This window comes from Bradyrhizobium cytisi, from assembly GCF_008123515.1.
GTDB classification, from domain to species: domain Bacteria; phylum Pseudomonadota; class Alphaproteobacteria; order Rhizobiales; family Xanthobacteraceae; genus Bradyrhizobium; species Bradyrhizobium cytisi.
In genome coordinates this window covers 1-20,493 of sequence record NZ_VSSR01000005.1, presented here as the reverse complement: position 1 = coordinate 20,493, position 20,493 = coordinate 1, and the positions used below count along the sequence as shown (strand labels likewise).

The window sequence follows — 20,493 nt, the reverse complement described above, 5'->3', positions numbered from 1 at the left end:
TCCTGCTAAGATAAAAATGTAATCGATTACATTCGATGCGTAAAGCCACAACGAGCCCATAAGGGCCGCAAGCCGAATACACAGGTCTGCAAAGGCATATCCGGGAGGGAATGATGAAGCGCGCGCTGTTCGCATCGGTGGCGGTTATCGCCACGGCTTGGGTCTCGGTACCGGTCTCCGCAGAAGAGATGAAGGCCGAGGTCATCCACTGGTGGACCTCCGGCGGCGAGGCTGCCGCGGTCAAGGTATTTGCCGATCAGTTCACCAAGGCCGGCGGAACATGGATCGACAGCGCTGTAGCCGGTGCCGCCAATGCGCGAAATGCCGCGATCAGCCGTACAGTCGCCGGCAATCCGCCGACCGCAATGCAACTCAACACCGGCAAGCAATTCGACGAACTGGTGGAGGGTGATCTGCTCGCCGATGTCGATGCGGTCGCCGCGGAGGGCAATTGGAACGGCGTTATGCCTGCAGCGTTCGTTGCGGCTGCAACTCGTAACGGCAAGATGTTCGCGGTGCCGATCAACATCCATGGCCAGAACTGGCTCTGGTACAACAAATCCGTGCTCGTGTCGGTCGGCGCCGCCGAGCCGAAGACTTGGGACGACGCCTTTGCTGTTCTCGACAAGCTGAAAGCCGACGGCAAGGTGATCCCGCTGGCCTTCTCGGGTCAGAAGGTATGGGAGCGCAATCTGTTCAGCGCGGTGCTGATCGGCGTCGGCGGCGGGCCGATGTGGGTTGGGATCATGGGCAAGCGCGACGCGGCGCTGGCGCAAAGTGCCGAGTTCAAGGCGGTCGCGCTCGCCTACAAGAAGCTCAAGGCGTATGTCGATGCCGGCGCTCCCGGGCGTAACTGGAACGATGCGACCAATCTGGTCATCCAGGGCAAAGCTGGGATGCAGATCATGGGCGACTGGGCCAAGGGCGAATTCGTTGCTGCCGGCAAGGTCCCCGAGAAGGATTACGGCTGCACCGTGCTGTCCAACCACGGCGGCGGATACATGATGGGCGGGGACGTGTTCGTGTTCCCGAAGACGAAGGACGCTTCGACCACCAAGGCGCAGGTGACGCTCGCAAGGCTGATGCTGAAGCCCGAGACCCAGATTCAGTTCTCGCTGAAGAAGGGATCCATCCCCGTCCGCAGCGACGTCGATGCCTCTCAGCTCGACGCCTGCGCCCAGAAGGGCATGCAATATGTCTCCAATACCGCGCAGCAATTGCCATCGGCCGACATGCTGGCACCTCCTGCGCTCATTGGTGCGCTGGAAGATGCGATCTCGCAGTACTGGAACACCAATATGGGCGCGGACGAATTCTCCGCCAAGGTCGCCGGCGTGCTGAAGGCGCAGTACTGACGCGCCCGGCCAGGGGCGGCTGACTAGTCGGCCGCCCCAGACCGTCATCGAAATCTACCCTTGCTCGCGCGGGCCCGATGCGTCTTTCGTTGACCTCACGATTCTCCGCGATTTCCGCGCTCTTGCCGGCGCTGCTCGTGATGCTCGTCGTCTATATCGGTGCCACCAGCTGGACCGTCTGGATGTCGCTGACCAACTCGCGCATGCTGCCGAACAACAATTTCGTCGGGCTTCGGCAATACGAGACGTTGCTCGGCAATGACCGCTGGATCACCTCGGTCCACAACATCGTTATCTACGGTGTGCTGTTCGTGTCGTTCGCGCTCTTGATCGGCTTCCTGTTGGCGGTTGCGATCGATCAGCGGGTGCGTGCCGAGGACACGATCCGCTCGATCTTTCTCTATCCCTATTCGATGTCCTTCGTCGTCACGGGCCTGGTCTGGCAATGGCTGCTCAACCCGACGCTCGGCATCCAGCACGTGCTGCGCAGCTGGGGCTTCGAGAACGCGACGTTCGACTGGATTGTACGGCCGGAGACCGCAATCTATTGCCTGGTCATCGCGGGCGTCTGGCAGGCTTCGGGGTTGGTGATGGCGATCATGCTCGCCGGGTTGCGCGGCGTCGACGAGGAGATCTGGAAGGCGGCGCGGGTCGACGGCCTGCCGAAATGGCGGGTCTATATGTCGATCATCATTCCGATGATGGGTGCGAGCTTTGCGACCGCCGCGGTGTTGCTCTCGACGGGCGTGGTGCGCCTCTACGACCTCTCGGTATCGATGACCAATGGCGGACCCGGCATCGCCTCGGAGGTGCCCGCCAAATTCGTTATGGATCATCTGTTCGAACGCGCCAATATCGGGCTTGCGACGGCGGCGGCCACCACCATGCTGATCACGGTGATCGCGGTCGTCGCGCCCTATCTCTACTGGCGCGCGCGCAAGGGCGAGATGCGATGACCGCGGTGGCGCAGCCGTTACCCGCAGCACGGCGGCCGAAGCGCATGACCCCGGCCCGCTGGGGCCTCTATGCCTTCATCTTCATTACCGCGCTCTACTTCCTGCTGCCGCTCTATGTAATGGTCGTCACCTCGCTGAAGCCGATGGCAGAGATCCGGCAGGGCAATCTGTTGGCCTTGCCGATAGCTCCCAGCATCGAAGCGTGGGTCAAGGCCTGGACCTCGGCCTGCACCGGTCTGACCTGCCAGGGCATCAAGATCGGTTTTCTAAACTCGCTGCGCATCCTGGTGCCGTCGGTCGCGATCTCCATCCTGGTCGGCTCGCTCACCGGCTATGCGCTGTCGCTATGGCGTGTGCGCGGCGCCAACATCCTGTTCGGCGCGATGATGGTGGTCGCCTTCATTCCCTATCAGCTGTTCATCTATCCGCTGGTTCGGGTGTTCTCCTTCACCGGCCTCGGGCAGTCGCTCCTCACCATCGTGATGATCCACACGATTTTTGGCTTACCCACCATGACGCTGCTGTTCCGCAACTATTTCGCTTCGCTGCCGGTGGAGTTGTTCAAAGCCGCCCGTGTCGACGGCGCCGGCTTCTACCAGATCTATGCGCGGATCATGATGCCGATGGCCACCCCCATGATCGTGGTCGCGGTCATCTTGCAGACGACCGGCATCTGGAACGATTTCATTCTGGGGCTTGTCTTCGCCGGCCGCGACAATCTGCCGATGACGGTGCAGCTCAATAATATCGTCAATTCGACGCAAGGCGAGCGCGCCTACAATGTCGATATGGCGGCGACGCTGCTAACCGCGCTGTTGCCACTCGCCGTCTATTTCGGCTCCGGCCGGTGGTTCGTGCGCGGCATCGCCGCCGGCGCAGTGAAAGGCTGACGCAGCATGCAGAAATCGAACGTCGACATCAGGAGCCTTCAGATCGGCTTTGGCGGCCTGAAGGTGCTGGAGAATCTCAATCTCCACGTCGAGGCGTCCGAGTTCCTCGTACTGCTTGGACCGTCCGGTTGCGGCAAGTCGACATTGCTCAACGCGATCGCAGGGCTGATCGACGTCAAGGGTGGCGAGATCCATATCGGCGGCCGCGATGTCACCTGGGCAGAACCGAAGGATCGCGGCATCGCGATGGTGTTCCAGAGCTACGCGCTCTATCCACGCATGAGCGTGCGCCGGAACATGTCGTTCGGGCTGAAGGTCGCGGGAACGCCGCGGGAGGAGATCGAGCGCCGCGTCGGCGAGGCCGCGCAGATGCTGCGGCTCACCAGTCTCCTCGACCGCCGCCCCAGCGAGTTGTCCGGCGGGCAGCGCCAGCGAGTCGCGATTGGACGGGCGCTGGTACGCCATGCGGGCGTGTATTTGTTCGACGAGCCGCTCTCCAATCTCGATGCCCAGCTGCGCGCCGAACTCAGGGTCGAGATCAAGCGGCTGCATGCACGGCTCAGCGCCACCATGATCTATGTGACGCACGACCAGATCGAGGCGCTGACGCTCGCGGATCGGATCGCAGTGATGCAGGGTGGCGTGATCCAACAGCTCGACACGCCGAAGAAGATCTATCGCGAGCCGGTCAACCGGTTCGTCGCCTCCTTCGTTGGCTCGCCCGCGATGAATTTCATTCCCGGCCGGATCGCGTGTGACGGCGAGACCGGATTCATCGCCGGCGCAAACCGGCTCGGACTGAACGGCTACGCCTTCCGCGGCCTGCCGACCGACGCGCGGGCCGTTCTCGGCATCCGTCCCGAGCATATCGAGCTGACTGCGTCCGACGATCCGTCCGCAGTGTCCGCCCGCGTCGAGATGGTCGAGCCGATGGGGGCCGACACGCTGATCTGGTGCCGCCTCGCCGACGGCACGACCTTCTCCTTCCGCGATGACGCCGACGCGAAAATGCGCGAGGGCGACACGCTCGCGCTGCGGTTTCCCGCCCAGGCGCTGTCGCTGTTCGACGAGACAAGCGGACAACGCCTCTAGATCCTCCAGCTACCGAAAGCGCGACATGACCAAGCCGATCGACCGATTGTCCATACAACTGTATTCAGCCCGCTCCATCACCCCGCTCGAGGCGCAGATCGCCCTGCTGTCCAGCCTCGGCTACACGATGGTGGAGCCCTGGGGCGGACTGTTCAACGATCCCGAGACGCTGAAGAGGCTCCTCGATGTCCACGGGATGACCGCGCCGAGCGCCCATGTCGGGCTCGACCGGCTGCGCGGGGACGCGGTCAACACGGCGAGGATGTGCAAGGGACTCGGCATCGAGACCATCTTTGCGCCGGCCCCACCATTGGGCGAGCGCGAGGGCGGAGAAAAGGAATGGCGCGGCATTGGGCGCGAGCTTGCTGACATCGGAAAGGCGGTGGCCGACGAGGGGCTCAAATTTGGCTGGCACAACCATCATTGGGAATACGGCCGTAGCGGCAGCGGTAAGACCTATCTCGAATGTCTGTTCGAGGAGGCGCCCGACCTCGTTTGGGAGGCTGATCTCGCCTGGATCGTGCGCGGCGGCGGCGATCCGGTTGCCGAGATCAAGAAACATGCGCAGCGCCTGGTCGCCTGCCACATCAAGGATCTTGCGCCATCGGGACAGTGCGTCGACGAGGACGGCTGGGCTGATCCCGGCCACGGCATCATGGACTGGCCGGCGCTGCGCGCGGCGATGACGGAGGCCAGGGTCTCCTTGTTCGTCGCTGAACACGACAAGCCGAATGACGTCGCCCGCTTCGCGCGCAGGGCGCTCGAGACCGTGACCGCTTGGACGTAACAGGGAGGGGATCATGAGCAGGCTCGGAGTCGGCATCGTCGGTTGCGGCAACATCTCGACGATCTACATGCACAACTTGCCGAAATTCCGCGATCTTAGGCTGGTCGCCTGTGCCGACCTGCGGCCCGAGGCCGCGCAAGCCCAGGCGGGGCAGTTCGGCATCGAGGCGTTGTCGATCGAGGCGCTGCTGGCGCGTCCTGAGATCCAGATCATCATCAATCTCACCACGCCGAACGCGCACTACGACGTGAGCCAGGCGGCGTTTAACGCCGGCAAGCACGTGTTCGGCGAAAAGCCGATCACTGTTGAGGCCAAAGACGCCGCGACCTTGGTCGCGGAGGCGGCGCGTCGCGGCCTGAAGCTCGGCTGCGCGCCGGATACTTTCCTTGGCGGCGGCGGACGGATGGCGCGCGAGTTCGTCGATACGGGTCGGATCGGCAAGGTGCTCTATGGCACCTGTTTTCTGATGTCGCATGGCATGGAGCATTGGCACCCCGATCCAACCTTCTTCTTCAAGCCGGGCGGCGGACCGATCCTCGACATGGGCCCCTACTACCTGGCGGCCCTCATCAACCTGTTGGGTCCCGTTGTACGAGTTCAGGGGCGCGCGAGCGCCGGCTTCGCCACGCGGCTCGTCACCTCGAAGGGGCCGATGAACGGTAAAACCGTCGCGGTTGAAACCCCGACGACGGTCATGTCGCTGCTGCATTTCGAGTCGGGTGCCGACATCATCTTTGCGATGAGCTGGGACGTCTGGAAACACGGACATCCGCCGATCGAGCTTTACGGCACCGAGGGCTCGCTGCGGGTGCCGGATCCCAATTTCTTCGGCGGCGCCGTGCAATACACTGAGAAGGGTGGCGATTGGATCTCGGTCGCAGCCGACGACCGGCCGTTCGGCAAGCCCAACTGGCGCTCGCCGAATTGGGCCGATCACATGCCGAATCAGGCCAACTATCGTTGTCTGGGCGTCGCCGAACTCGCAAGTGCGGTGCTACACGGCACGCCACACCGCTCCTCCGGAGCGCTGGCGAGCCATGCGCTGGAAGTGAAGCACGCGATCCTCAAGGCCGGCGTCGAAGGCGGAGAGATCGCAGTGCGCTCGCGCGTCGAGCGACCGGCCCCGCTGTCCGACCTCGAGGCGATGGCGTTGTGGGCCGGGGAGACGTTCTGAAGCCGGGACAGTCCTCAGCTAAGATTGCCCGATCTGGGTATTGGAGTGAAATGCCCGCCCGGTCTCCGGGAACCAGCAAGGGGAGGCGAGTTTTGGTGGGGTATCGAACTCAGCGGGCAGGTGCTGCTGGAGCGTCTAGGATAGAAGGAAGCATTCGATGAAGATGATCAAAGGACCAGCGATATTCCTCGCTCAGTTCGCTGCCGACGCGGCGCCGTTCAATTCCTTCGATTCGATCTGCGGATGGGCCGCCTCGCTTGGCTACAAGGGGGTTCAGATTCCGAGCTGGGATGGGCGGCTTTTCGACTTGAAGAAGGCCTCGGAGTCGCAGGACTACGCCGACGAGGTGAGAGGTATAGCAGCCCATCACGGCCTCTGCATCACCGAGCTCTCGACTCATCTTCAGGGTCAGCTCGTCGCCGTTCACCCGGCGTATGATGCGGCATTCGACGGTTTCGCCGTGCCGGAGGTGCGCGGCAATGCCAAGGCGCGCACGACGTGGGCCGTCGACCAGGTCAAGCGCGCGATCTTAGCCTCCAGGCGTCTCGGGCTCACCGCACACGCGACCTTCTCCGGTGCACTTGCCTGGCCCTATGTCTATCCGTGGCCGCAACGTCCGGCCGGCCTCGTCGAAACAGCCTTCGACGAACTCGCGAAGCGCTGGCGGCCGATCCTCGACTATGCGGACGAGCATGGCGTTGATGTTGCCTATGAGATCCACCCGGGCGAGGATCTGCACGACGGCGTCTCCTACGAGATGTTCCTGGAGCGGGTCAATAACCATACGCGCGCGAATCTGCTCTACGACCCGTCGCACTTCGTTCTGCAGCAGCTTGACTATCTGGACTACATCGACATCTACCACCAGCGCATCAAGGCCTTCCACGTCAAGGACGCCGAGTTCAACCCGACGGGCCGTCAAGGCGTCTATGGCGGGTTTCAGAGCTGGGCCGACCGTGCCGGTCGCTTCCGTTCGCTGGGCGATGGCCAAGTCGATTTCGGCGCCATCTTCTCGAAGCTTACGCAACACGATTACGGCAGCTGGGCGGTGCTCGAATGGGAGTGCGCGCTGAAGCATCCTGAGCAGGGCGCGCGCGAGGGCGCCGAGTTCATCAAGAGCCATATCATCCGCGTCACTGAGAAAGCCTTCGACGATTTCGCGGGCTCGGGCGCGGACGACACGGCGAACCGCAAGATGCTGGGCCTATCCTGAGCGGGAGGAGAATATGCCGATCAACGCAAGCAATGAACCCGGCGGTCATGCGCGTATCCGACTGGGAATGGTCGGCGGCGGACAGGGGGCCTTCATCGGCGCCGTCCACCGCATTGCCGCTCGCATCGACGACCAGTTCGAGCTGGTTGCCGGCGCGCTCGCGTCCGATCCGGTTCGAGCCAAGGCCTCGGCGAAGGAGCTCGGCATCGCCGACGATCGCGCTTATGGCTCCTTCGAAGAGATGGCGACGGCCGAAGCCGCGCGAGCGGACGGCATCGAGGCGGTCTCGATCGTAACTCCAAACCATATGCACAGCCCGGTCGCGAAGACCTTCCTTGAAGCCGGAATCCACGTCATCTGCGACAAGCCCCTGACGACGACCGTGGCGGAGGCCGAAGAGCTGGTGGCGCTCGTCAAGAAGAGCGGCAAGGTGTTCGTGGTGACGCACAACTATACGGGCTATCCGATGGTCCGGCAGGCGCGCGCCATGGTCGCGAATGGCGACCTCGGGGAGATTCGGCTGGTCCATGCCGAATATCTCCAAGACTGGCTGACCGAGCGATTAGAGGCAAGCAGCCACAAGCAGGCGGCGTGGCGCACGGACCCGGCACGGTCCGGCGCCGGCGGGTGCATCGGCGACATCGGCACTCATGCCTACAATCTCGCCTGCTTCGTCACCGGGCTCGAACTGGACGAGCTGTTCGCCCAGCTGTCGACCTTTGTCGAAGGACGGCGTCTCGACGACGATGTCCAGATCCTCCTCAAGTGGAAGGGCGGCGCCAAGGGCATGCTGTGGGCGAGCCAGGTCGCCGTCGGCAATGAGAATGGCCTCACGCTGCGCGTCTACGGCAGCAAAGGCGGCCTCGAATGGGCGCAGGAGAATCCGAACCATCTCTGGTTCACGCCCTACGGCCGGCCGAAGCAGCTCCTGACCCGCGGCGGGGCCGGCGCCTTGGGCGAGGCGGGCCGCGTCACCCGCGTCCCCTCCGGCCACCCCGAGGGATATCTTGAGGGTTTCGCAACAATCTATGCCGAGGCAGCGCGCGCCATCCGCGCGGCAAGGGCCGGCGGACGGCCGGATCCCGAGGTGACCTTTCCGACCGTTGAGGATGGCCTAGCAGGCGTGAAGTTCATCGATGCTGCGGTGAAGTCCTCGGCACGCAAGGGTGCCTGGGTTCGAATGACGTAACTGCCGACACGTCTATAGCAGTCGGCGGTGGGGTTGTGCTTGCGGCGTCTTACAAGGCAAAAACCCTTGGAGTGCTTGGGACGCGCCTAGTCGTCGGTCCCCTAGCCGCAACGCACTGGGCAGCCGCTCGCCGCGATCAGCATGGGCACCACAATCGAGCGGCTGAATGCCGACCGTTTGCCGATTGTGGTCCAGGTGCTAAGGCGCGAGGCCGAGGCGCTGGCGGCGAAGATCAACCCGTTCGACGCTGCCTTGCGCAGGCCGAAGCAACATGCCGGCTCGTATTGAGATGTCCCATGCGTGCCGGTACGTTGCTTGTCGCGCAGTGGTGTGGGTACTTGCCTGGGTATTTCTCTCCGATCCAGGTGCGCGGCGCATTCGATAGGCGCGGATCTACAGGCGGACGACTTCACCGCTTCGGACGCTCTCGTCAGCGGCAAAGACGATACGGAGTGAGTTGATCGCGTCCTCGTGATGCTCGGATAGGTCGATCTCGCCACGGATCGCACTCAGAAACAGCCGCTGCTCGCGCTCGCAGAGCTCCTGATGGCCGGGTTCGTCTGCGGTCGAGATCAACTCATCCGGCTTCGCAAAGCCGCCTTCGGTGACGAGCGCCGCGTGATGGATGCGAAGGGCGTTGGTCCGCGTATGCGTGTCATGGTCCGCCGAATGCGCGCCCGCATCGGTGCTCTCTTTCGCGACGATCGACACACTGCCGTTCGGGCCGATCAAGTCCTTCACGAAATGAGCGGTCTCGCTCATCATCGGACCCCAACCGACCTCGTACCAGCCGACGGATCCATCGTCGAACATGATGTGAAGATGGCCGTAATTGTACATTGCAGGCGCGATCTCGCTCGTCAGCCGCGCCCCGACCGCATGGACCGCGACGGGACGCGCCCGCGTCACCTGACACATGATGTCGACGTAATGGACGCCGCAATCGACGATCGGCGAAGTCGACCGCATGAGGTTCTTATGAACCTCCCAGAAGGAGCCCGTAGACTGCTGGTTGAGGTTCATGCGCATCACGAGCGGCTTTCCGAGCGTCCGGCCGATCTCGACGAAGCGCGACCATGCGGGATGCACGCGCAGGATATAGCCGATCAGCAGCGCCTTTCCGGCCGTACGTGCAGCGCTGACGACCCGCCGCGCGGCCTCCAGCGTGTTGGCGAGTGGCTTTTCGCAGAAAACATGCGCATCTGCGGCGAAAGCCTGCAAGGCCATGGCGGCGTGATGCTCCGTGTAGGTGCAGATCGCGACGGCATCGGGACGCAAGCTCGCGAGCGCCTCGTCGAAGCTTTCGAAGCGCGGAAGAGCGGGAAACTCGGCCTCGAGATCGTCGCGATCGGCTGCGCGGGAGGTGCAAAGACCGACGAGCTCAAATCCCTCGACCGATTTGTAGGCGCGGGCGTGGCTCGTTCCCATGGTGCCAAGGCCAACCACGAGAACGCGAACATTCTGTGCGGTCGAAATGGAGGGCGAGGACATGGCTCGATCGGTCCTTCAGTCAGGTGTTGCCTGCCAGCTCGTCGCGCTTGGAGCCGTCGGCGGTTGGCCGGCCCTCGATCCAGGTTTCGAGTACCCGTAGCTCGTCGTCGAGATGCACGAGGCTTGCGAGATAGCCTGGTGCGATACGGCCAAGTTCCGCGTCGCGCCGGAGAAACGTCGCCGGAACGCGTGATGCCATAGCGAGGGCATCGGCGAGCGGAAGCCTCACGACGTTGACGGCATAGCGCACCGCCTCGTCCATGGTCAGAACCGAGCCGGCGAGCGTCCCATCGTCGAGCCGCAGGCAACCGTCCGCACACGTCACGCGGCGGCCCTGTAGATCGAACTGATCGGGACCGCCGGCGGCCGGTGGCATCGCGTCGGTGATCAGCATGAAGCGGTCATGCCGCTTGGCGGCAAAGGTGATACGAAGGTTCGCCTCGTGCACATGATGACCATCCGCGATGATCCCGACGAAAGCCTCGTCGAGATCGAGCGCTGCGCCGACCATGCCTGGTTCGCGCCCGGCGGGTGCGCTCATCGCATTGAACAGATGGGTGAATGCGTGTGCGCCGGCTTTGACGGCTGCGCGCGCCTCCGCGTAACTAGCACTGGAATGGCCGAGCGAAATCAGCACGCCATGCCGCGCGAGTTCGGCAATGCTCGCCGCATCGACCCGATTGGGCGCGAGCGTCAGCATGACGGCGCCGCAGTTCGCCTCGACGATCGTCGCAATGTCGCCCGGCTTGAGGTCGCGGATATGTCTGAGCTCATGCGCGCCTTTGCGAGCCGGATCCAGGAAGGGTCCTTCCAGATGGATGCCGAGCGTCGCCGGGGTCAGTTGCCGTGCTTCGCGCGTCCCGGCGATTGCCGCCGCCATCACTTGCGGGGCATCGGTTACCAGCGTCGGCAGCAGTCCGACGGTGCCGTGCTTGCGATGCGCTGCGGCGATGCGGGCGATGCCTTCGGGCGTCGGGTCCTCGTTGAACAAGACGCCGCCACCGCCATTGACCTGCACATCGATGTAGCCGGGCGCAAGCAGGCCGCCACCGAGATCGCGTGCCGGGCCATGCGGTCTCTCGGAGTAAGGGAGGATCGCGGCGACGCGGTCGCCTTCGACGACGACCGCGTGGTCGTCAAAGAAACGCTCGCCATCAAAAATCCGTGCGCCGGTCAAAACGATCATCAACGGGTCTCCGTCACCTTGCGCAGGTTGCGCGGGCGGTCGGGATCTCGCCCGAGCCGGAGCGCAAGCGCCTCGGCAAGGCGGTAGAAGCGGTGGATCATGACGATGGGCTCCAGCAGCGTCGCCTCGACTTTTGCGGTCGCGAGACGATCCGCCTCGTCGACGCCTCCGGCCTCGATTGTAATCACCCTCGCGCCGGCACTCGCCAGCGCCGCAAGTGTCGGCAGCATGCCTTCGCGCGCCGCGTCGGACGGCAGGAAGGCGATGACGGGAAAGCCCGAGCTCACGAGTTCGGCCGGGCCATGCAGGACCTCGGCCGCGGAATAGGCCTCGGCGTGAATCGCGCAGGTTTCCTTGAGCTTCAGCGCCGCCTCCGCGGCGATCGCAAGCGTGGCGCCGCGGCCGAGCACGAAAGCGCTGCGGGCATTTGCGAGTCCCTCCAGCATGGCCGTGGGCGGCGGCGCTGCTTGCCCGCGCAGGATGTCCGGCAGGTCGGAGAGGGCGTCTGCGAGCTGCCGATCCTGGCGCCAAGCCGCGACCAGGCTCGCGCACGCGACGAGACCTGCAACCATCGATTTGGTCGCCGCGACGGAGCGTTCTGTGCCGGCACACAACGGCAGCAGCACTTCGGCCTCTTGCGCGAGCGGCGAGGCTACGTCGTTGACAAGTGCGACGGCCAGCGCACCGCCGCGTCGTGTGGCGCGCTGCATTTCGACAATGTCGGGGCTGCGTCCCGATTGCGAGATCGCGACAGAAACGCCACCTGCGAGCCGCATCGGGGTACGATAAAGCGTCGCGATGGAAGGGCCGATGGAGGCACAAGGCACCCCTGAGACAATCTCGACGAGGTATTTCAGATAGAGCGCGCAGCAATCCGACGAGCCGCGGGCGATGGTCGCAACGAGCGGCGGATCGAGCATGCGCAGACGCGCGCCAAGTTCAGCGAGCCGCTCCGCGTTGTGGCCAAGCTGGCGCGCGACCGCTTCGCCTGTCTCGCCGATCTCCTGAAGCATGTAGGTCGTCATCGGTGCGCCTTTCGGGCCGGTGGCGACAGCGTGAGTTCGGAGACGAAGTCATAGGCGTCCGCCCGGTACCAGGATTTCGTGAATTCGACGCAGGATCCGTCGGCAAGATAGGCGATGCGCTGGATATAGAGCGCCGGGCTGTCCGGTGCGACGCCGAGCAGTTCCGCATCCGACTGATCGACGAGGGTCGCACGCAAGCGCTGCAAGCCCCGGGCGGGCTTGAAGCCTCGCGCGGAGAGCGCCTCGTAAAGCGAACCGCCGACCGAATCCTGTTCGGGAAGAAAGCGTATCGGCACGGCGGCGCGCTCGATCGCCATGGGCGAACCGTCAGCCAGGCGCAGGCGGCCGAGCCGGAACACGCGTTCGTTCGGCCGTACGCCAAGCATCATGGACTCTTCCGGTGTCGGCAGGAACACGCCGCGCTCGAGCTCGCGCGAGCTCGCCTCCAATCCACGCAGCCGCATGTCTTCCGTGAAGCTCGTCAGGCGTGAGGAGGGCTGCTCGACGCGCGGCGTCGCGCGATGGATGAAGGTGCCGGCGCCGTGGCGGTGAAATAGCACGCCTTCGGCGATCAGGTCGGCAATCGCCTTGCGCAGCGTGGTGCGCGATACCTCGAGCAGCTCGCACAATTCGCGCTCGGCCGGAAGCAATTGCGTCTCTGCGAAGCGTCCGGTCTCAATCTCGCGCCGAAGCGCGTCGACCACGGCACGATAGAGCTTCTGGCCCGGCGCGGTTTCGACCGTCATGGACATGCGGCGTCCTCCGCGAGCGTTCCGCCGATGAGCAGGATCGCGCCGTCGACTGCGTCGCGCCGGGGCACGGAGAGGCGCTTGGCCACATCAGGCGGCAAAAACGGGCGCAAGGGCTCACCGAAGCCGCCGGCGAGGGCAACGCGCTCGGCGCCAAGTGCATTCAGGGCGTTCGCAAGCGCCGCTATCGCGCTGGCTGCTTCGCCGACAATTTCGCGCGCGCGCATATCTCCGGACCTGGCGACGTCCAGGATCTGGGGCGCGAAGGCGCCGTAGTCGCGTGGCCTTGCGTCCGCTGCCCAGCGGCTCATCCGCAACGGATCGCCATCGAAATGGTGCCCGAGCGCTTGCGCCAGGCCGCTCATCGGCTCGAGGCCATCGATTGCACGCAGCGTCGCGCGCAACGCCGACTCGCCAAGCCGTGCAGCGGATCCGTCGTCGCCAAGCCAGAAACCGCGTCCGCCGATAATAGTCGTTCGAGCTCCCACGCGAGCTATGCCCGCCGAGCCCGTGCCCGCGATAATCAGGCCGCCATCGCCGAGGCCATTGGCGCCGACGCAGGCGGCGACTGCATCATTGACGGCGACGATGTGTGCAAAGCCGGGCAGGGCGGCGGAGACGCGCGCCGCTTCCTCGTCGTCCGAAAGCCCGGCAAGGCTAAGGCCGACTGCGATCTCCTGCCTTGGTGCGCCGGCCGCGATGGCGGACTCGATCGTTTCACGGACGACCCGCATGGCTTCGTCGAAATCGAGATAGATGTTCGAAGCCGGCCCGAGGCCGTGCCCGAGCTCGCGACCCGACGAATCCCGCAATCTCGCGCGGCAGCGGGTCGCGCCGCCATCCACACCGAGGAAAAACTGGGCCGTCGCCACGGAGCCTCCTAAAAAGTTCTTAACGCCCCTAGACAAGTGGTATGTCAGGTGGCAAAAGCAAATACAAGAGGTATCTACCATTGGTATCCACGATGTCGGTGCTGCCGCGGCTGGAGACGGACGGAGAGAGGTGCCGCGACACCGGTGGTGTCGTGACCATCGATGAGGCGGTGTTCGCGGAGGCGATGCTCGCATCCTACCGCCGGGCGATCGCTTCGGTCGCGGCTGCCTCCGGCGACATCCGCGCCGCCGCGCTTCGCCTCGCGGCGATCTGGCGAGCAGGGGGACGGCTGATCTATGTGGGCGCCGGCTCTTCCGGTCTTGCGGCCGCTGAAGATGCGGCCGAGCTTCCCGGCACGTTCGGCCTCGATGAGAGCCGCATCGCGATTGTCCTGCCCGGCGGGACCACCGAGCCGTTCCGCATCGATGGCGTCGCGGAGGACGATGCCGCAGCCGGTGAGCGCGCGATAACCGGGCTCGGTGATCTCTCCGGTGATGCCGTGATCGTCGTATCGGCGAGCGGCTCGACGCCGTTCACAGTCGCAGCGGCCGCAGCGGCGCGCCGCCGTAGCGCCTTCGTCATCGGCATCGCGCATCGTCAGGGCTCGCCCTTGCTCGTCGGTGCCGACGCGTCGATCTTGCTCGAGAGCGGAGAGGAGGCGCTGCGCGGCTCGACACGGCTCGCGGCCGGAGCTGCGCAAAAGGCCGCGCTAGGCATGCTCTCGTCATTGATGGGGTTCGAGCTTGGTCACATCCATCGGGGCCTGATGGTCAATCTGAAGGCCGACAATGCGAAATTGCGCGAGCGGGCGCGCGGGATCGTCGCAACAATCGCCGGCGTCAGCGATGCCAAAGCGGAAGCGGCGCTGCGCGAGGCCAGCGGCGAGGTTAAGCCGGCAATCCTGATTGCCTGCGGTGTCGTCAGCATGAGCGAAGCCGTCACGTGGCTCGCTGCTGCGGAAGGCCGGATAGACGACGCGTTGAGCCGCGCACGCGCAAGCGCCAACGGGATCAAGGGCGAAGGCCCGAACAAGGGAGCGTAGCATGAGACGGACATTCAAGGCTGCAATGGGAGCTGAGCTTGCCGCGTTGGCGTTGCTTGCGGGGCTTGCGTCGGCCCAGGCAGGCTCGTTGAAGATCGAGAGCTGGCGCAATGACGACGCCGACATCTGGAACTCGAAGATCATCCCCGCCTTCAACAAGCACTATCCCGACATCAAGATCGAATTCGCGCCTTCGGCGCCAAAGGAATACAACGCCGCCCTTAACGCGCGGCTCGATGGCGGCACCGCCGGCGATCTCATTACGTGCCGTCCGTTCGACGCCTCGCTCGCGCTCTATCAAAAGCATCAGCTTGACGCGGTCGACGGCCTCAAGGGCATGGACAATTTCTCCGACGTCGCAAAGGCCGCATGGCAAACCGACGACGGCAAAACCACCTTCTGCGTTCCGATCGCGTCCGTCATCGCCGGGTTCATCTACAACAAGGAAGCATTCGCCAAAGTCGGCGCATCTGAGCCAAAGACGCTCGATGAATTCCACGCTGTGCTTGAGAAATTCAAGAAGGACGGGACCTATGTCCCGCTGGTGATGGGCACGGCTGACCAGTGGGAGGCCGCGACCATGGGATTCCAGAACGTCGGTCCCGACTATTGGAAGGGCGAGACCGGTCGCGCCAATCTCATTGCGGGCAAGGAGAAGCTCACCGATCCGCAATACGTCGCGGCCTTCAAGGAGATCGCAAGCTGGGCGCCGTACCTCGGATCTGGCTTCCAGGCGCAGACCTACGCTGACAGTCAGAACCTGTTCTCGCTCGGCAAGGGCGCGATTTATGCGGCTGGCTCGTGGGATATCTCGACCTTCCGGGGCCAGGCGAAATTCGCCATGGGTGCATTCCCGCCGCCGCAGCCGGCCGGCACGACGGATTGCTATATCTCCGATCACACCGACATCGCGATGGGCATCAATGCAGCGTCGAAGAATAAGGAAGACGCAAAGAAATTCCTGGAATGGCTGACGACGCCGGAATTCGCAGCGATCTACGCCAACGCGCTTCCCGGCTTCTTCCCACTCGCCAAGACTGCCGTCAAGGTCGACGACGACGTCGCCGCAGCCATGGTCGGATGGCGCCAGACCTGCAAGTCGACGATCCGCAACTCGTATCAGATCCTGTCGCGCGGTACGCCGAATCTGGAAAACGAGCTCTGGAACGTGTCCGCGCAGGTCGTCAACGGCAAGCTGACGCCCGATGCTGCCGGCAAGCAGCTCCAGGATGGCCTCGACAAGTGGTACAAGCCCGCCAAGTGACGTCGGTCCCTCTTCCCGCTTTGGCGGGGAGAGGCGACTGTCCTTGTTTCATTCGACAGTGGCTGCACACTCCGCTAACAAGACGGCATGAGCCGCAAGCGCGGAGAGGGACGACAACGCAGGTTTAATCTCTTTCCATCATGGCTGAACCGGTCTCGAACATCACGGCCCAGATGCCTCGCGCAAAACTCGCGGGGCTTCTGCTGTTCTTTCTCGGACCGGCGGTCGTGATCTACACCCTGTTCTCGATCTATCCTCTCGTCGCGACGATGGCGCTCTCCACCTACACGAGCGATCCGTCCGGAGCCCGATCTTTCGTCGGCCTCGCCAATTTCGAGACGCTGCTCGGCGATGCGCTGTGGTCGAAGCCGTTCTGGAATGCCCTCGGAAACAATCTGATCTTCTTCGCCGTGCACATGTGCATGCAGAATCCGATCGGTATTGCGCTCGCAGGATTGCTGAGCCTGCCGGGCCTGAGGCTCAAGGGCTTTTATCGCACCGTCATGTTTTTGCCGACGATGCTCTCGGTTGTCATCGTCGGATTCTCCTGGAACCTGATCCTGTCCCCGCTCTGGGGCGTCGCTGCCGGCGCTTTGAAGGCCGTGGGGTTGGGCTCCCTGTTCGCTCCCTGGCTGGGGCTCGAATCGAGCGCGCTCGTAACCCTGTCCCTCATTTCCGTGTGGCAATTCGTCGGCATCCCGATGATGCTGATCTACGCCGCGCTGCTCAACATCCCCGAAGAGTTGATCGACGCGGCACGCGTCGATGGGCTCGGACAATTCCGCATCTTCTTCCACATCAAGCTTCCGCTCGTCCTGCCGACGATCAGCCTAGTCTCGGTCTTGACCTTCGTCGCGAACTTCAACGCTTTCGACCTGATCTATTCGGTCAAGGGTGCGCTTGCGGGACCGAATTTTGCGACCGACATTCTCGGCACGTTCTTCTATCGCACCTTCTTCGGCAATCAACTCCAGCTCGGCAATCCGACGATGGGCGCCGCGGTCGCGACCGTGATGTTCTTCATCATTCTCCTCGGCCTCTGCCTCTATCTCTTCCTCGTTCAGCGGCGCATCCGCCGTTACGCATTCTGAGGGCGGCATGACGGCGGAGCAGCGCGCAAAGAGCCTCGGTGTCCATCTCGTCCTGATCGCCTATAGCCTGCTTGCGGTTGGTCCAATCCTGCTCGTCGTGATGAATTCGTTCAAGGTGCGTAGCGCCATCTTCGGCAGCCCGCTTGCGCCGCCGGACGCTGCGACCTTCAGCCTCGTCGGCTATGAGAAGGTTTTTCGCTCCTCTCATATCCTGACCTACTATTCGAATTCGCTGATCGTGACTCTCGTCAGCATGGCGCTCGTGCTGCTGTTTGGCGCGATGGCAGCCTGGGCCCTGACCGAATACCGCTTTCGCGGCTCGACGGCGCTCGCACTGTTCCTGTCGATCGGCATCATGGTGCCGATCCGGCTCGGGTCCGTCGCGATCCTCAACATGATGCGGTCTGCGGGCCTGAACGACACGCTGACGGCCTTGATCCTCGTCTACGTTGCGCAAGGCCTGCCGATGTCGATCTTCATATTGAGCGAGTTCATCCAGCAGATCCCCAGGGACTTGCGGGACGCCGCGCGCTGCGACGGCGTGCCGGAAACCCGGATCTTCTTCGAAGTGGTCGCCCCGCTGCTGCGTCCGGCGATCGCGACCGTCGCCGTCTTCACCATCGTGCCGATCTGGAACGATCTCTGGTTTCCGCTGATCCTGACGTCGAGCGACTCGACGCATACGGTCACGCTTGGGGTGCAGCAGTTTCTTGGCCAGTACATCACCGACTGGAATTCCGTGCTCGCGGCGCTGTCGATGGCGATCCTGCCGGTTGTGATGATCTACGTGATCCTCTCGCGCCAACTCATCGCAGGCCTCACTTCCGGCGCAGTCAAATAGGTTGTTGAATGGCCAATCTGCGCATCGAGCATCTCAACAAGCGTTATGGCGCGACGACAGTGCTCAAGGACATCAACCTGGGCATCGAGGACGGCGAGTTCGTCGTGCTCGTCGGCCCATCCGGCTGTGGCAAGTCGACGCTTCTGCGCATGATCGCCGGGCTCGATGGCGTCTCGAGCGGTGACATCCATATCGCAGAGAGGTGCGTCAATACGCTCGCTCCTGCCGCGCGCGGCATCGCGATGGTGTTCCAGTCCTACGCACTCTATCCGCACATGAATGTGCGCAAGAACATGACGTTCGGTCTGAAATTTACCGGCGTGGCGCCGGCCGAACGCGAGCGGCGCGTCGCGGAAGCCGCCCGCATGCTGCGGCTCGTAGACCTCCTCGATCGCTATCCCCGCGATCTCTCTGGCGGCCAGCGTCAGCGCGTCGCGATCGGACGCGCGATCGTGCGCCAACCCGCGGTCTTCCTGTTCGACGAACCGCTCTCCAATCTCGATGCGGCGCTGCGCGTCTCGACCCGCGTCGAGATCGCCAACCTGCACAGAGTGTTGAAAGCGACGATCGTTTATGTGACGCACGATCAGGTCGAGGCGATGACGCTCGCCGACCGTATCGTCGTAATGAACAACGGCCGCATCGAACAGGTAGGAAAACCGCTCGACCTCTACTATGAACCCGCTAACCTGTTCGTCGCCGGCTTCATCGGCTCGCCCGCGATGAATTTCTTCGATGCAAAGGTCGAAACCATCGAGGGCGGACGCGCGCGTGTCGCCGGTGCCGGGTTTCTCAACCTCGATCTGCCGGCAGCGTCGCTGAAGGTCGGCGACACGCTGACGCTCGGTGTTCGTCCGGAGCATCTTGTCCGGGGCGTGAACGGTCCCTTCGCGGCCGAAGGCATCGTCGAGCTCGTCGAACGGCTTGGCGAGGCCTCGTTCGCCTATTTGCGCCGCGTCGACGGCAGGATGTTCGTTGCAGAGGTACGCGGCCGTCGGACGCCGTCGCGAGGCGAGACTGTGACGCTCGTTGCGGCGGCTCCCGACGTACACGTCTTCGACGCCTCCGGCATACGTGTTGCGATGCCGATCGCGAGTTGGTCTGACGGCGCGATCGTTCAATCATGACGAATGTCGTACGCTATCTCACCCATCCTCAGGTGAATATCGATCCGTCGGTTCCCGTTCCGCGCTGGGGCCTCAGTGATGTCGGGAAAGCGCGTACGGAGGCCCTGACGATCGGGGGAGAGTTGTTAGGTACCACACAAGTCATCTCCAGCGGAGAGCGAAAGGCGATCGAGACCGCCGAGATCATTGCCGCAAAGCTGGGCGTCGACGTGGAAGTGCGCGAGGCGATGCACGAGAACGACCGATCGGCGACGGGCTTCCTCGCCCCCGACCAGTTCGAGGCGGTGGCCAATCAGTTCTTCGGGCAACCCCACGTCAGCATTCGTGGCTGGGAACGAGCGGTTGACGCCCAGCTGCGCATTGTCGGCGAGGTCGAGCACGTGCTGGCGCGCAGCACGCCGGGCGACGTGCTCTTTGTCGGCCACGGGGGCGTTGGTACTCTCTTATACTGCCATTATTCCGGTTTGGAGATTGATCGCGCCCATGACCAACCCGCTGGCGGTGGTTGCTTCTTCGCGTTCAGCTCGCATGGCCGTCGCGTGCTGCATGGGTGGCGTCGCCTCGAAGAGCTGTGATTTTCGCGAAGATCAATCCCGCTTGGACGATCTGTTGAAGCCAATACCCACTCCTTGAGAAATCCGCCGCGTGGTCCGTGTTGCTTCGATCCCACTCTGTAGCTTGACACTCGTTACAAATATTTCTCGCGATGTTCTCGGCGGTACTACGTCCTCGAAACGCCAGGGGCACTCGATCGGGATGGCTACGACAGCACCATCTTGAATGCGGACCTGGACGCCTTCTATGCCTCGGTAGAGCAGCTGTTTGACCCTTCGTTGCGCGGCAAGCCAATCGCCGTCGGCGGTAGGGTTATGCTTGCCGCATCGTACGAAGCCAGGGCCTTCGGAGTGCGCGGGGGCATGCCGGGACGATAGGCGCGCGAGCTTTGCCCGCAGATCAACTTTGTCAGCGGGCATTTTTGGGAATTCCAACGGCTGGATAACACGGCCATCAAGGTGATCGGCGATTTCACGCAGCTTCTGGAATGCATTTCCATTCACGAGGCCTTTGCCGACGTTGCGGGCTGCACCCATCGTTCGCCTGTCGAAATTGCCGGCTCAATCCGCTAGGAGCGTTAGCCGATCAGGTTG

21 protein-coding genes are annotated in these 20,493 nt (G+C 63.5%); 16 read left to right on the top strand and 5 right to left on the bottom strand.

Translation table 11 applies throughout. From position 1 onward, the window contains the following. Positions 1-110: 110 nt before the first annotated feature. The 9 genes from FXB38_RS01995 to FXB38_RS42520 all read left to right on the top strand — a co-directional run bounded on the left by FXB38_RS01995 (position 111) and on the right by FXB38_RS42520 (position 8,944). Positions 111-1,355 carry an ABC transporter substrate-binding protein gene (locus FXB38_RS01995; protein ID WP_148749103.1) on the top strand — a complete coding sequence of 415 codons (1,245 nt, stop codon included), beginning with the start codon at positions 111-113 and terminating at the stop codon, positions 1,353-1,355. 77 nt (positions 1,356-1,432) lie between these two features. Next, positions 1,433-2,311 carry a carbohydrate ABC transporter permease gene (locus tag FXB38_RS01990; RefSeq protein WP_148749102.1) on the top strand — a complete coding sequence of 293 codons (879 nt, stop codon included), beginning with the start codon at positions 1,433-1,435 and terminating at the stop codon, positions 2,309-2,311. A gap of 5 nt (positions 2,312-2,316) precedes the next feature. Then, positions 2,317-3,201: a carbohydrate ABC transporter permease gene (locus FXB38_RS01985; RefSeq protein WP_210250852.1), complete on the top strand. Its 885-nt coding sequence runs from the start codon at positions 2,317-2,319 to the stop codon at positions 3,199-3,201. Between the two features lie 6 nt (positions 3,202-3,207). After that, the gene (locus FXB38_RS01980; protein ID WP_148749100.1) at positions 3,208-4,293 is read left to right on the top strand and encodes an ABC transporter ATP-binding protein; all 1,086 of its coding nucleotides are present in this window, start codon (positions 3,208-3,210) and stop codon (positions 4,291-4,293) included. 25 nt (positions 4,294-4,318) lie between these two features. After that, positions 4,319-5,080 carry a sugar phosphate isomerase/epimerase family protein gene (locus FXB38_RS01975; RefSeq protein ID WP_187434610.1) on the top strand — a complete coding sequence of 254 codons (762 nt, stop codon included), beginning with the start codon at positions 4,319-4,321 and terminating at the stop codon, positions 5,078-5,080. A 13-nt stretch (positions 5,081-5,093) separates the two neighbouring features. After that, on the top strand, positions 5,094-6,254 hold the full coding sequence (locus tag FXB38_RS01970; protein ID WP_148749098.1) for a Gfo/Idh/MocA family protein: 1,161 nt from the start codon (positions 5,094-5,096) through the stop codon (positions 6,252-6,254). A 157-nt stretch (positions 6,255-6,411) separates the two neighbouring features. Continuing rightward, positions 6,412-7,467, top strand: a complete 1,056-nt coding sequence (locus tag FXB38_RS01965; protein WP_148749097.1) for a sugar phosphate isomerase/epimerase family protein — start codon at positions 6,412-6,414, stop codon at positions 7,465-7,467. Between the two features lie 13 nt (positions 7,468-7,480). Continuing rightward, entirely contained in the window at positions 7,481-8,656 is a 1,176-nt protein-coding gene (locus FXB38_RS01960) for a Gfo/Idh/MocA family protein (protein ID WP_148749096.1), read from the top strand. Between the two features lie 141 nt (positions 8,657-8,797). Then, on the top strand, positions 8,798-8,944 hold the full coding sequence (locus FXB38_RS42520; protein ID WP_187434609.1) for a hypothetical protein: 147 nt from the start codon (positions 8,798-8,800) through the stop codon (positions 8,942-8,944). Between the two features lie 105 nt (positions 8,945-9,049). On the opposite strand, the gene FXB38_RS01955 is transcribed toward FXB38_RS42520, so the two are convergent. The 5 genes from FXB38_RS01955 to FXB38_RS01935 are packed head-to-tail and all read right to left on the bottom strand — an operon-like array spanning position 9,050 to position 13,979. Next, positions 9,050-10,147, bottom strand: coding sequence for a Gfo/Idh/MocA family protein (locus FXB38_RS01955; protein ID WP_148749095.1), 1,098 nt, complete (start codon positions 10,145-10,147; stop codon positions 9,050-9,052). Positions 10,148-10,166: 19 nt separating this feature from the next. Beyond that, positions 10,167-11,333 carry an N-acetylglucosamine-6-phosphate deacetylase gene (nagA, locus tag FXB38_RS01950; RefSeq protein ID WP_210250846.1) on the bottom strand — a complete coding sequence of 389 codons (1,167 nt, stop codon included), beginning with the start codon at positions 11,331-11,333 and terminating at the stop codon, positions 10,167-10,169. Continuing rightward, complete coding sequence (locus FXB38_RS01945; RefSeq protein WP_148749093.1) at positions 11,333-12,358, bottom strand: SIS domain-containing protein; 1,026 nt, start codon at positions 12,356-12,358, stop codon at positions 11,333-11,335. The genes nagA and FXB38_RS01945 overlap by 1 nt, the downstream gene beginning before the upstream one ends. Continuing rightward, positions 12,355-13,110 (bottom strand): GntR family transcriptional regulator, encoded by a 756-nt coding sequence (locus tag FXB38_RS01940; RefSeq protein WP_246229590.1) that lies wholly within the window; start codon positions 13,108-13,110, stop codon positions 12,355-12,357. Before FXB38_RS01940 ends, FXB38_RS01945 begins: the two co-directional genes overlap by 4 nt. Next, positions 13,101-13,979: a glucosamine kinase nucleotide-binding domain-containing protein gene (locus tag FXB38_RS01935; protein ID WP_187434608.1), complete on the bottom strand. Its 879-nt coding sequence runs from the start codon at positions 13,977-13,979 to the stop codon at positions 13,101-13,103. The genes FXB38_RS01940 and FXB38_RS01935 overlap by 10 nt, the downstream gene beginning before the upstream one ends. Positions 13,980-14,071: 92 nt before the next feature. On the opposite strand from FXB38_RS01935, the gene FXB38_RS01930 reads away from it, so the two are divergent. From FXB38_RS01930 to FXB38_RS45315, 7 genes are all read left to right on the top strand, one after another. Next, positions 14,072-15,022, top strand: coding sequence for an N-acetylmuramic acid 6-phosphate etherase (locus FXB38_RS01930; RefSeq protein ID WP_187434607.1), 951 nt, complete (start codon positions 14,072-14,074; stop codon positions 15,020-15,022). Between the two features lies 1 nt (position 15,023). Further along, positions 15,024-16,286 (top strand): ABC transporter substrate-binding protein, encoded by a 1,263-nt coding sequence (locus FXB38_RS01925; RefSeq protein WP_148749090.1) that lies wholly within the window; start codon positions 15,024-15,026, stop codon positions 16,284-16,286. Positions 16,287-16,459: 173 nt separating this feature from the next. Beyond that, positions 16,460-17,377, top strand: coding sequence for a carbohydrate ABC transporter permease (locus FXB38_RS01920; RefSeq protein WP_210250848.1), 918 nt, complete (start codon positions 16,460-16,462; stop codon positions 17,375-17,377). 7 nt (positions 17,378-17,384) lie between these two features. Beyond that, a complete protein-coding gene (locus FXB38_RS01915; RefSeq protein WP_148749088.1) occupies positions 17,385-18,218 on the top strand; it encodes a carbohydrate ABC transporter permease in 834 nt (277 codons plus the stop codon). Positions 18,219-18,226: 8 nt separating this feature from the next. Further along, the gene (locus FXB38_RS01910) at positions 18,227-19,345 is read left to right on the top strand and encodes an ABC transporter ATP-binding protein (RefSeq protein ID WP_148749087.1); all 1,119 of its coding nucleotides are present in this window, start codon (positions 18,227-18,229) and stop codon (positions 19,343-19,345) included. Then, the gene (locus FXB38_RS01905) at positions 19,342-19,920 is read left to right on the top strand and encodes a histidine phosphatase family protein (RefSeq protein ID WP_148749086.1); all 579 of its coding nucleotides are present in this window, start codon (positions 19,342-19,344) and stop codon (positions 19,918-19,920) included. Before FXB38_RS01910 ends, FXB38_RS01905 begins: the two co-directional genes overlap by 4 nt. A gap of 378 nt (positions 19,921-20,298) precedes the next feature. Continuing rightward, positions 20,299-20,472 carry a hypothetical protein gene (locus tag FXB38_RS45315; protein ID WP_488226222.1) on the top strand — a complete coding sequence of 58 codons (174 nt, stop codon included), beginning with the start codon at positions 20,299-20,301 and terminating at the stop codon, positions 20,470-20,472. Positions 20,473-20,493: the final 21 nt, after the last annotated feature.

What these genes read in the sequence shown, in the direction of transcription:
- FXB38_RS01995 (WP_148749103.1), top strand. Translation starts at nt 111, where the DNA reads ATGATGAAGCGCGCGCTGTTCGCATCGGTGGCGGTTATCGCCACGGCT.
- FXB38_RS01990 (WP_148749102.1), top strand. Translation starts at nt 1,433, where the DNA reads ATGCGTCTTTCGTTGACCTCACGATTCTCCGCGATTTCCGCGCTCTTG.
- FXB38_RS01980 (WP_148749100.1), top strand. Translation starts at nt 3,208, where the DNA reads ATGCAGAAATCGAACGTCGACATCAGGAGCCTTCAGATCGGCTTTGGC.
- FXB38_RS01975 (WP_187434610.1), top strand. Translation starts at nt 4,319, where the DNA reads ATGACCAAGCCGATCGACCGATTGTCCATACAACTGTATTCAGCCCGC.
- FXB38_RS01970 (WP_148749098.1), top strand. Translation starts at nt 5,094, where the DNA reads ATGAGCAGGCTCGGAGTCGGCATCGTCGGTTGCGGCAACATCTCGACG.
- FXB38_RS01965 (WP_148749097.1), top strand. Translation starts at nt 6,412, where the DNA reads ATGAAGATGATCAAAGGACCAGCGATATTCCTCGCTCAGTTCGCTGCC.
- FXB38_RS01960 (WP_148749096.1), top strand. Translation starts at nt 7,481, where the DNA reads ATGCCGATCAACGCAAGCAATGAACCCGGCGGTCATGCGCGTATCCGA.
- FXB38_RS42520 (WP_187434609.1), top strand. Translation starts at nt 8,798, where the DNA reads ATGGGCACCACAATCGAGCGGCTGAATGCCGACCGTTTGCCGATTGTG.
- FXB38_RS01955 (WP_148749095.1), bottom strand. Translation starts at nt 10,147, where the DNA reads ATGTCCTCGCCCTCCATTTCGACCGCACAGAATGTTCGCGTTCTCGTG.
- nagA (WP_210250846.1), bottom strand. Translation starts at nt 11,333, where the DNA reads ATGATCGTTTTGACCGGCGCACGGATTTTTGATGGCGAGCGTTTCTTT.
- FXB38_RS01945 (WP_148749093.1), bottom strand. Translation starts at nt 12,358, where the DNA reads ATGACGACCTACATGCTTCAGGAGATCGGCGAGACAGGCGAAGCGGTC.
- FXB38_RS01940 (WP_246229590.1), bottom strand. Translation starts at nt 13,110, where the DNA reads ATGTCCATGACGGTCGAAACCGCGCCGGGCCAGAAGCTCTATCGTGCC.
- FXB38_RS01930 (WP_187434607.1), top strand. Translation starts at nt 14,072, where the DNA reads ATGTCGGTGCTGCCGCGGCTGGAGACGGACGGAGAGAGGTGCCGCGAC.
- FXB38_RS01925 (WP_148749090.1), top strand. Translation starts at nt 15,024, where the DNA reads ATGAGACGGACATTCAAGGCTGCAATGGGAGCTGAGCTTGCCGCGTTG.
- FXB38_RS01920 (WP_210250848.1), top strand. Translation starts at nt 16,460, where the DNA reads ATGCCTCGCGCAAAACTCGCGGGGCTTCTGCTGTTCTTTCTCGGACCG.
- FXB38_RS01915 (WP_148749088.1), top strand. Translation starts at nt 17,385, where the DNA reads ATGACGGCGGAGCAGCGCGCAAAGAGCCTCGGTGTCCATCTCGTCCTG.
- FXB38_RS01910 (WP_148749087.1), top strand. Translation starts at nt 18,227, where the DNA reads ATGGCCAATCTGCGCATCGAGCATCTCAACAAGCGTTATGGCGCGACG.
- FXB38_RS01905 (WP_148749086.1), top strand. Translation starts at nt 19,342, where the DNA reads ATGACGAATGTCGTACGCTATCTCACCCATCCTCAGGTGAATATCGAT.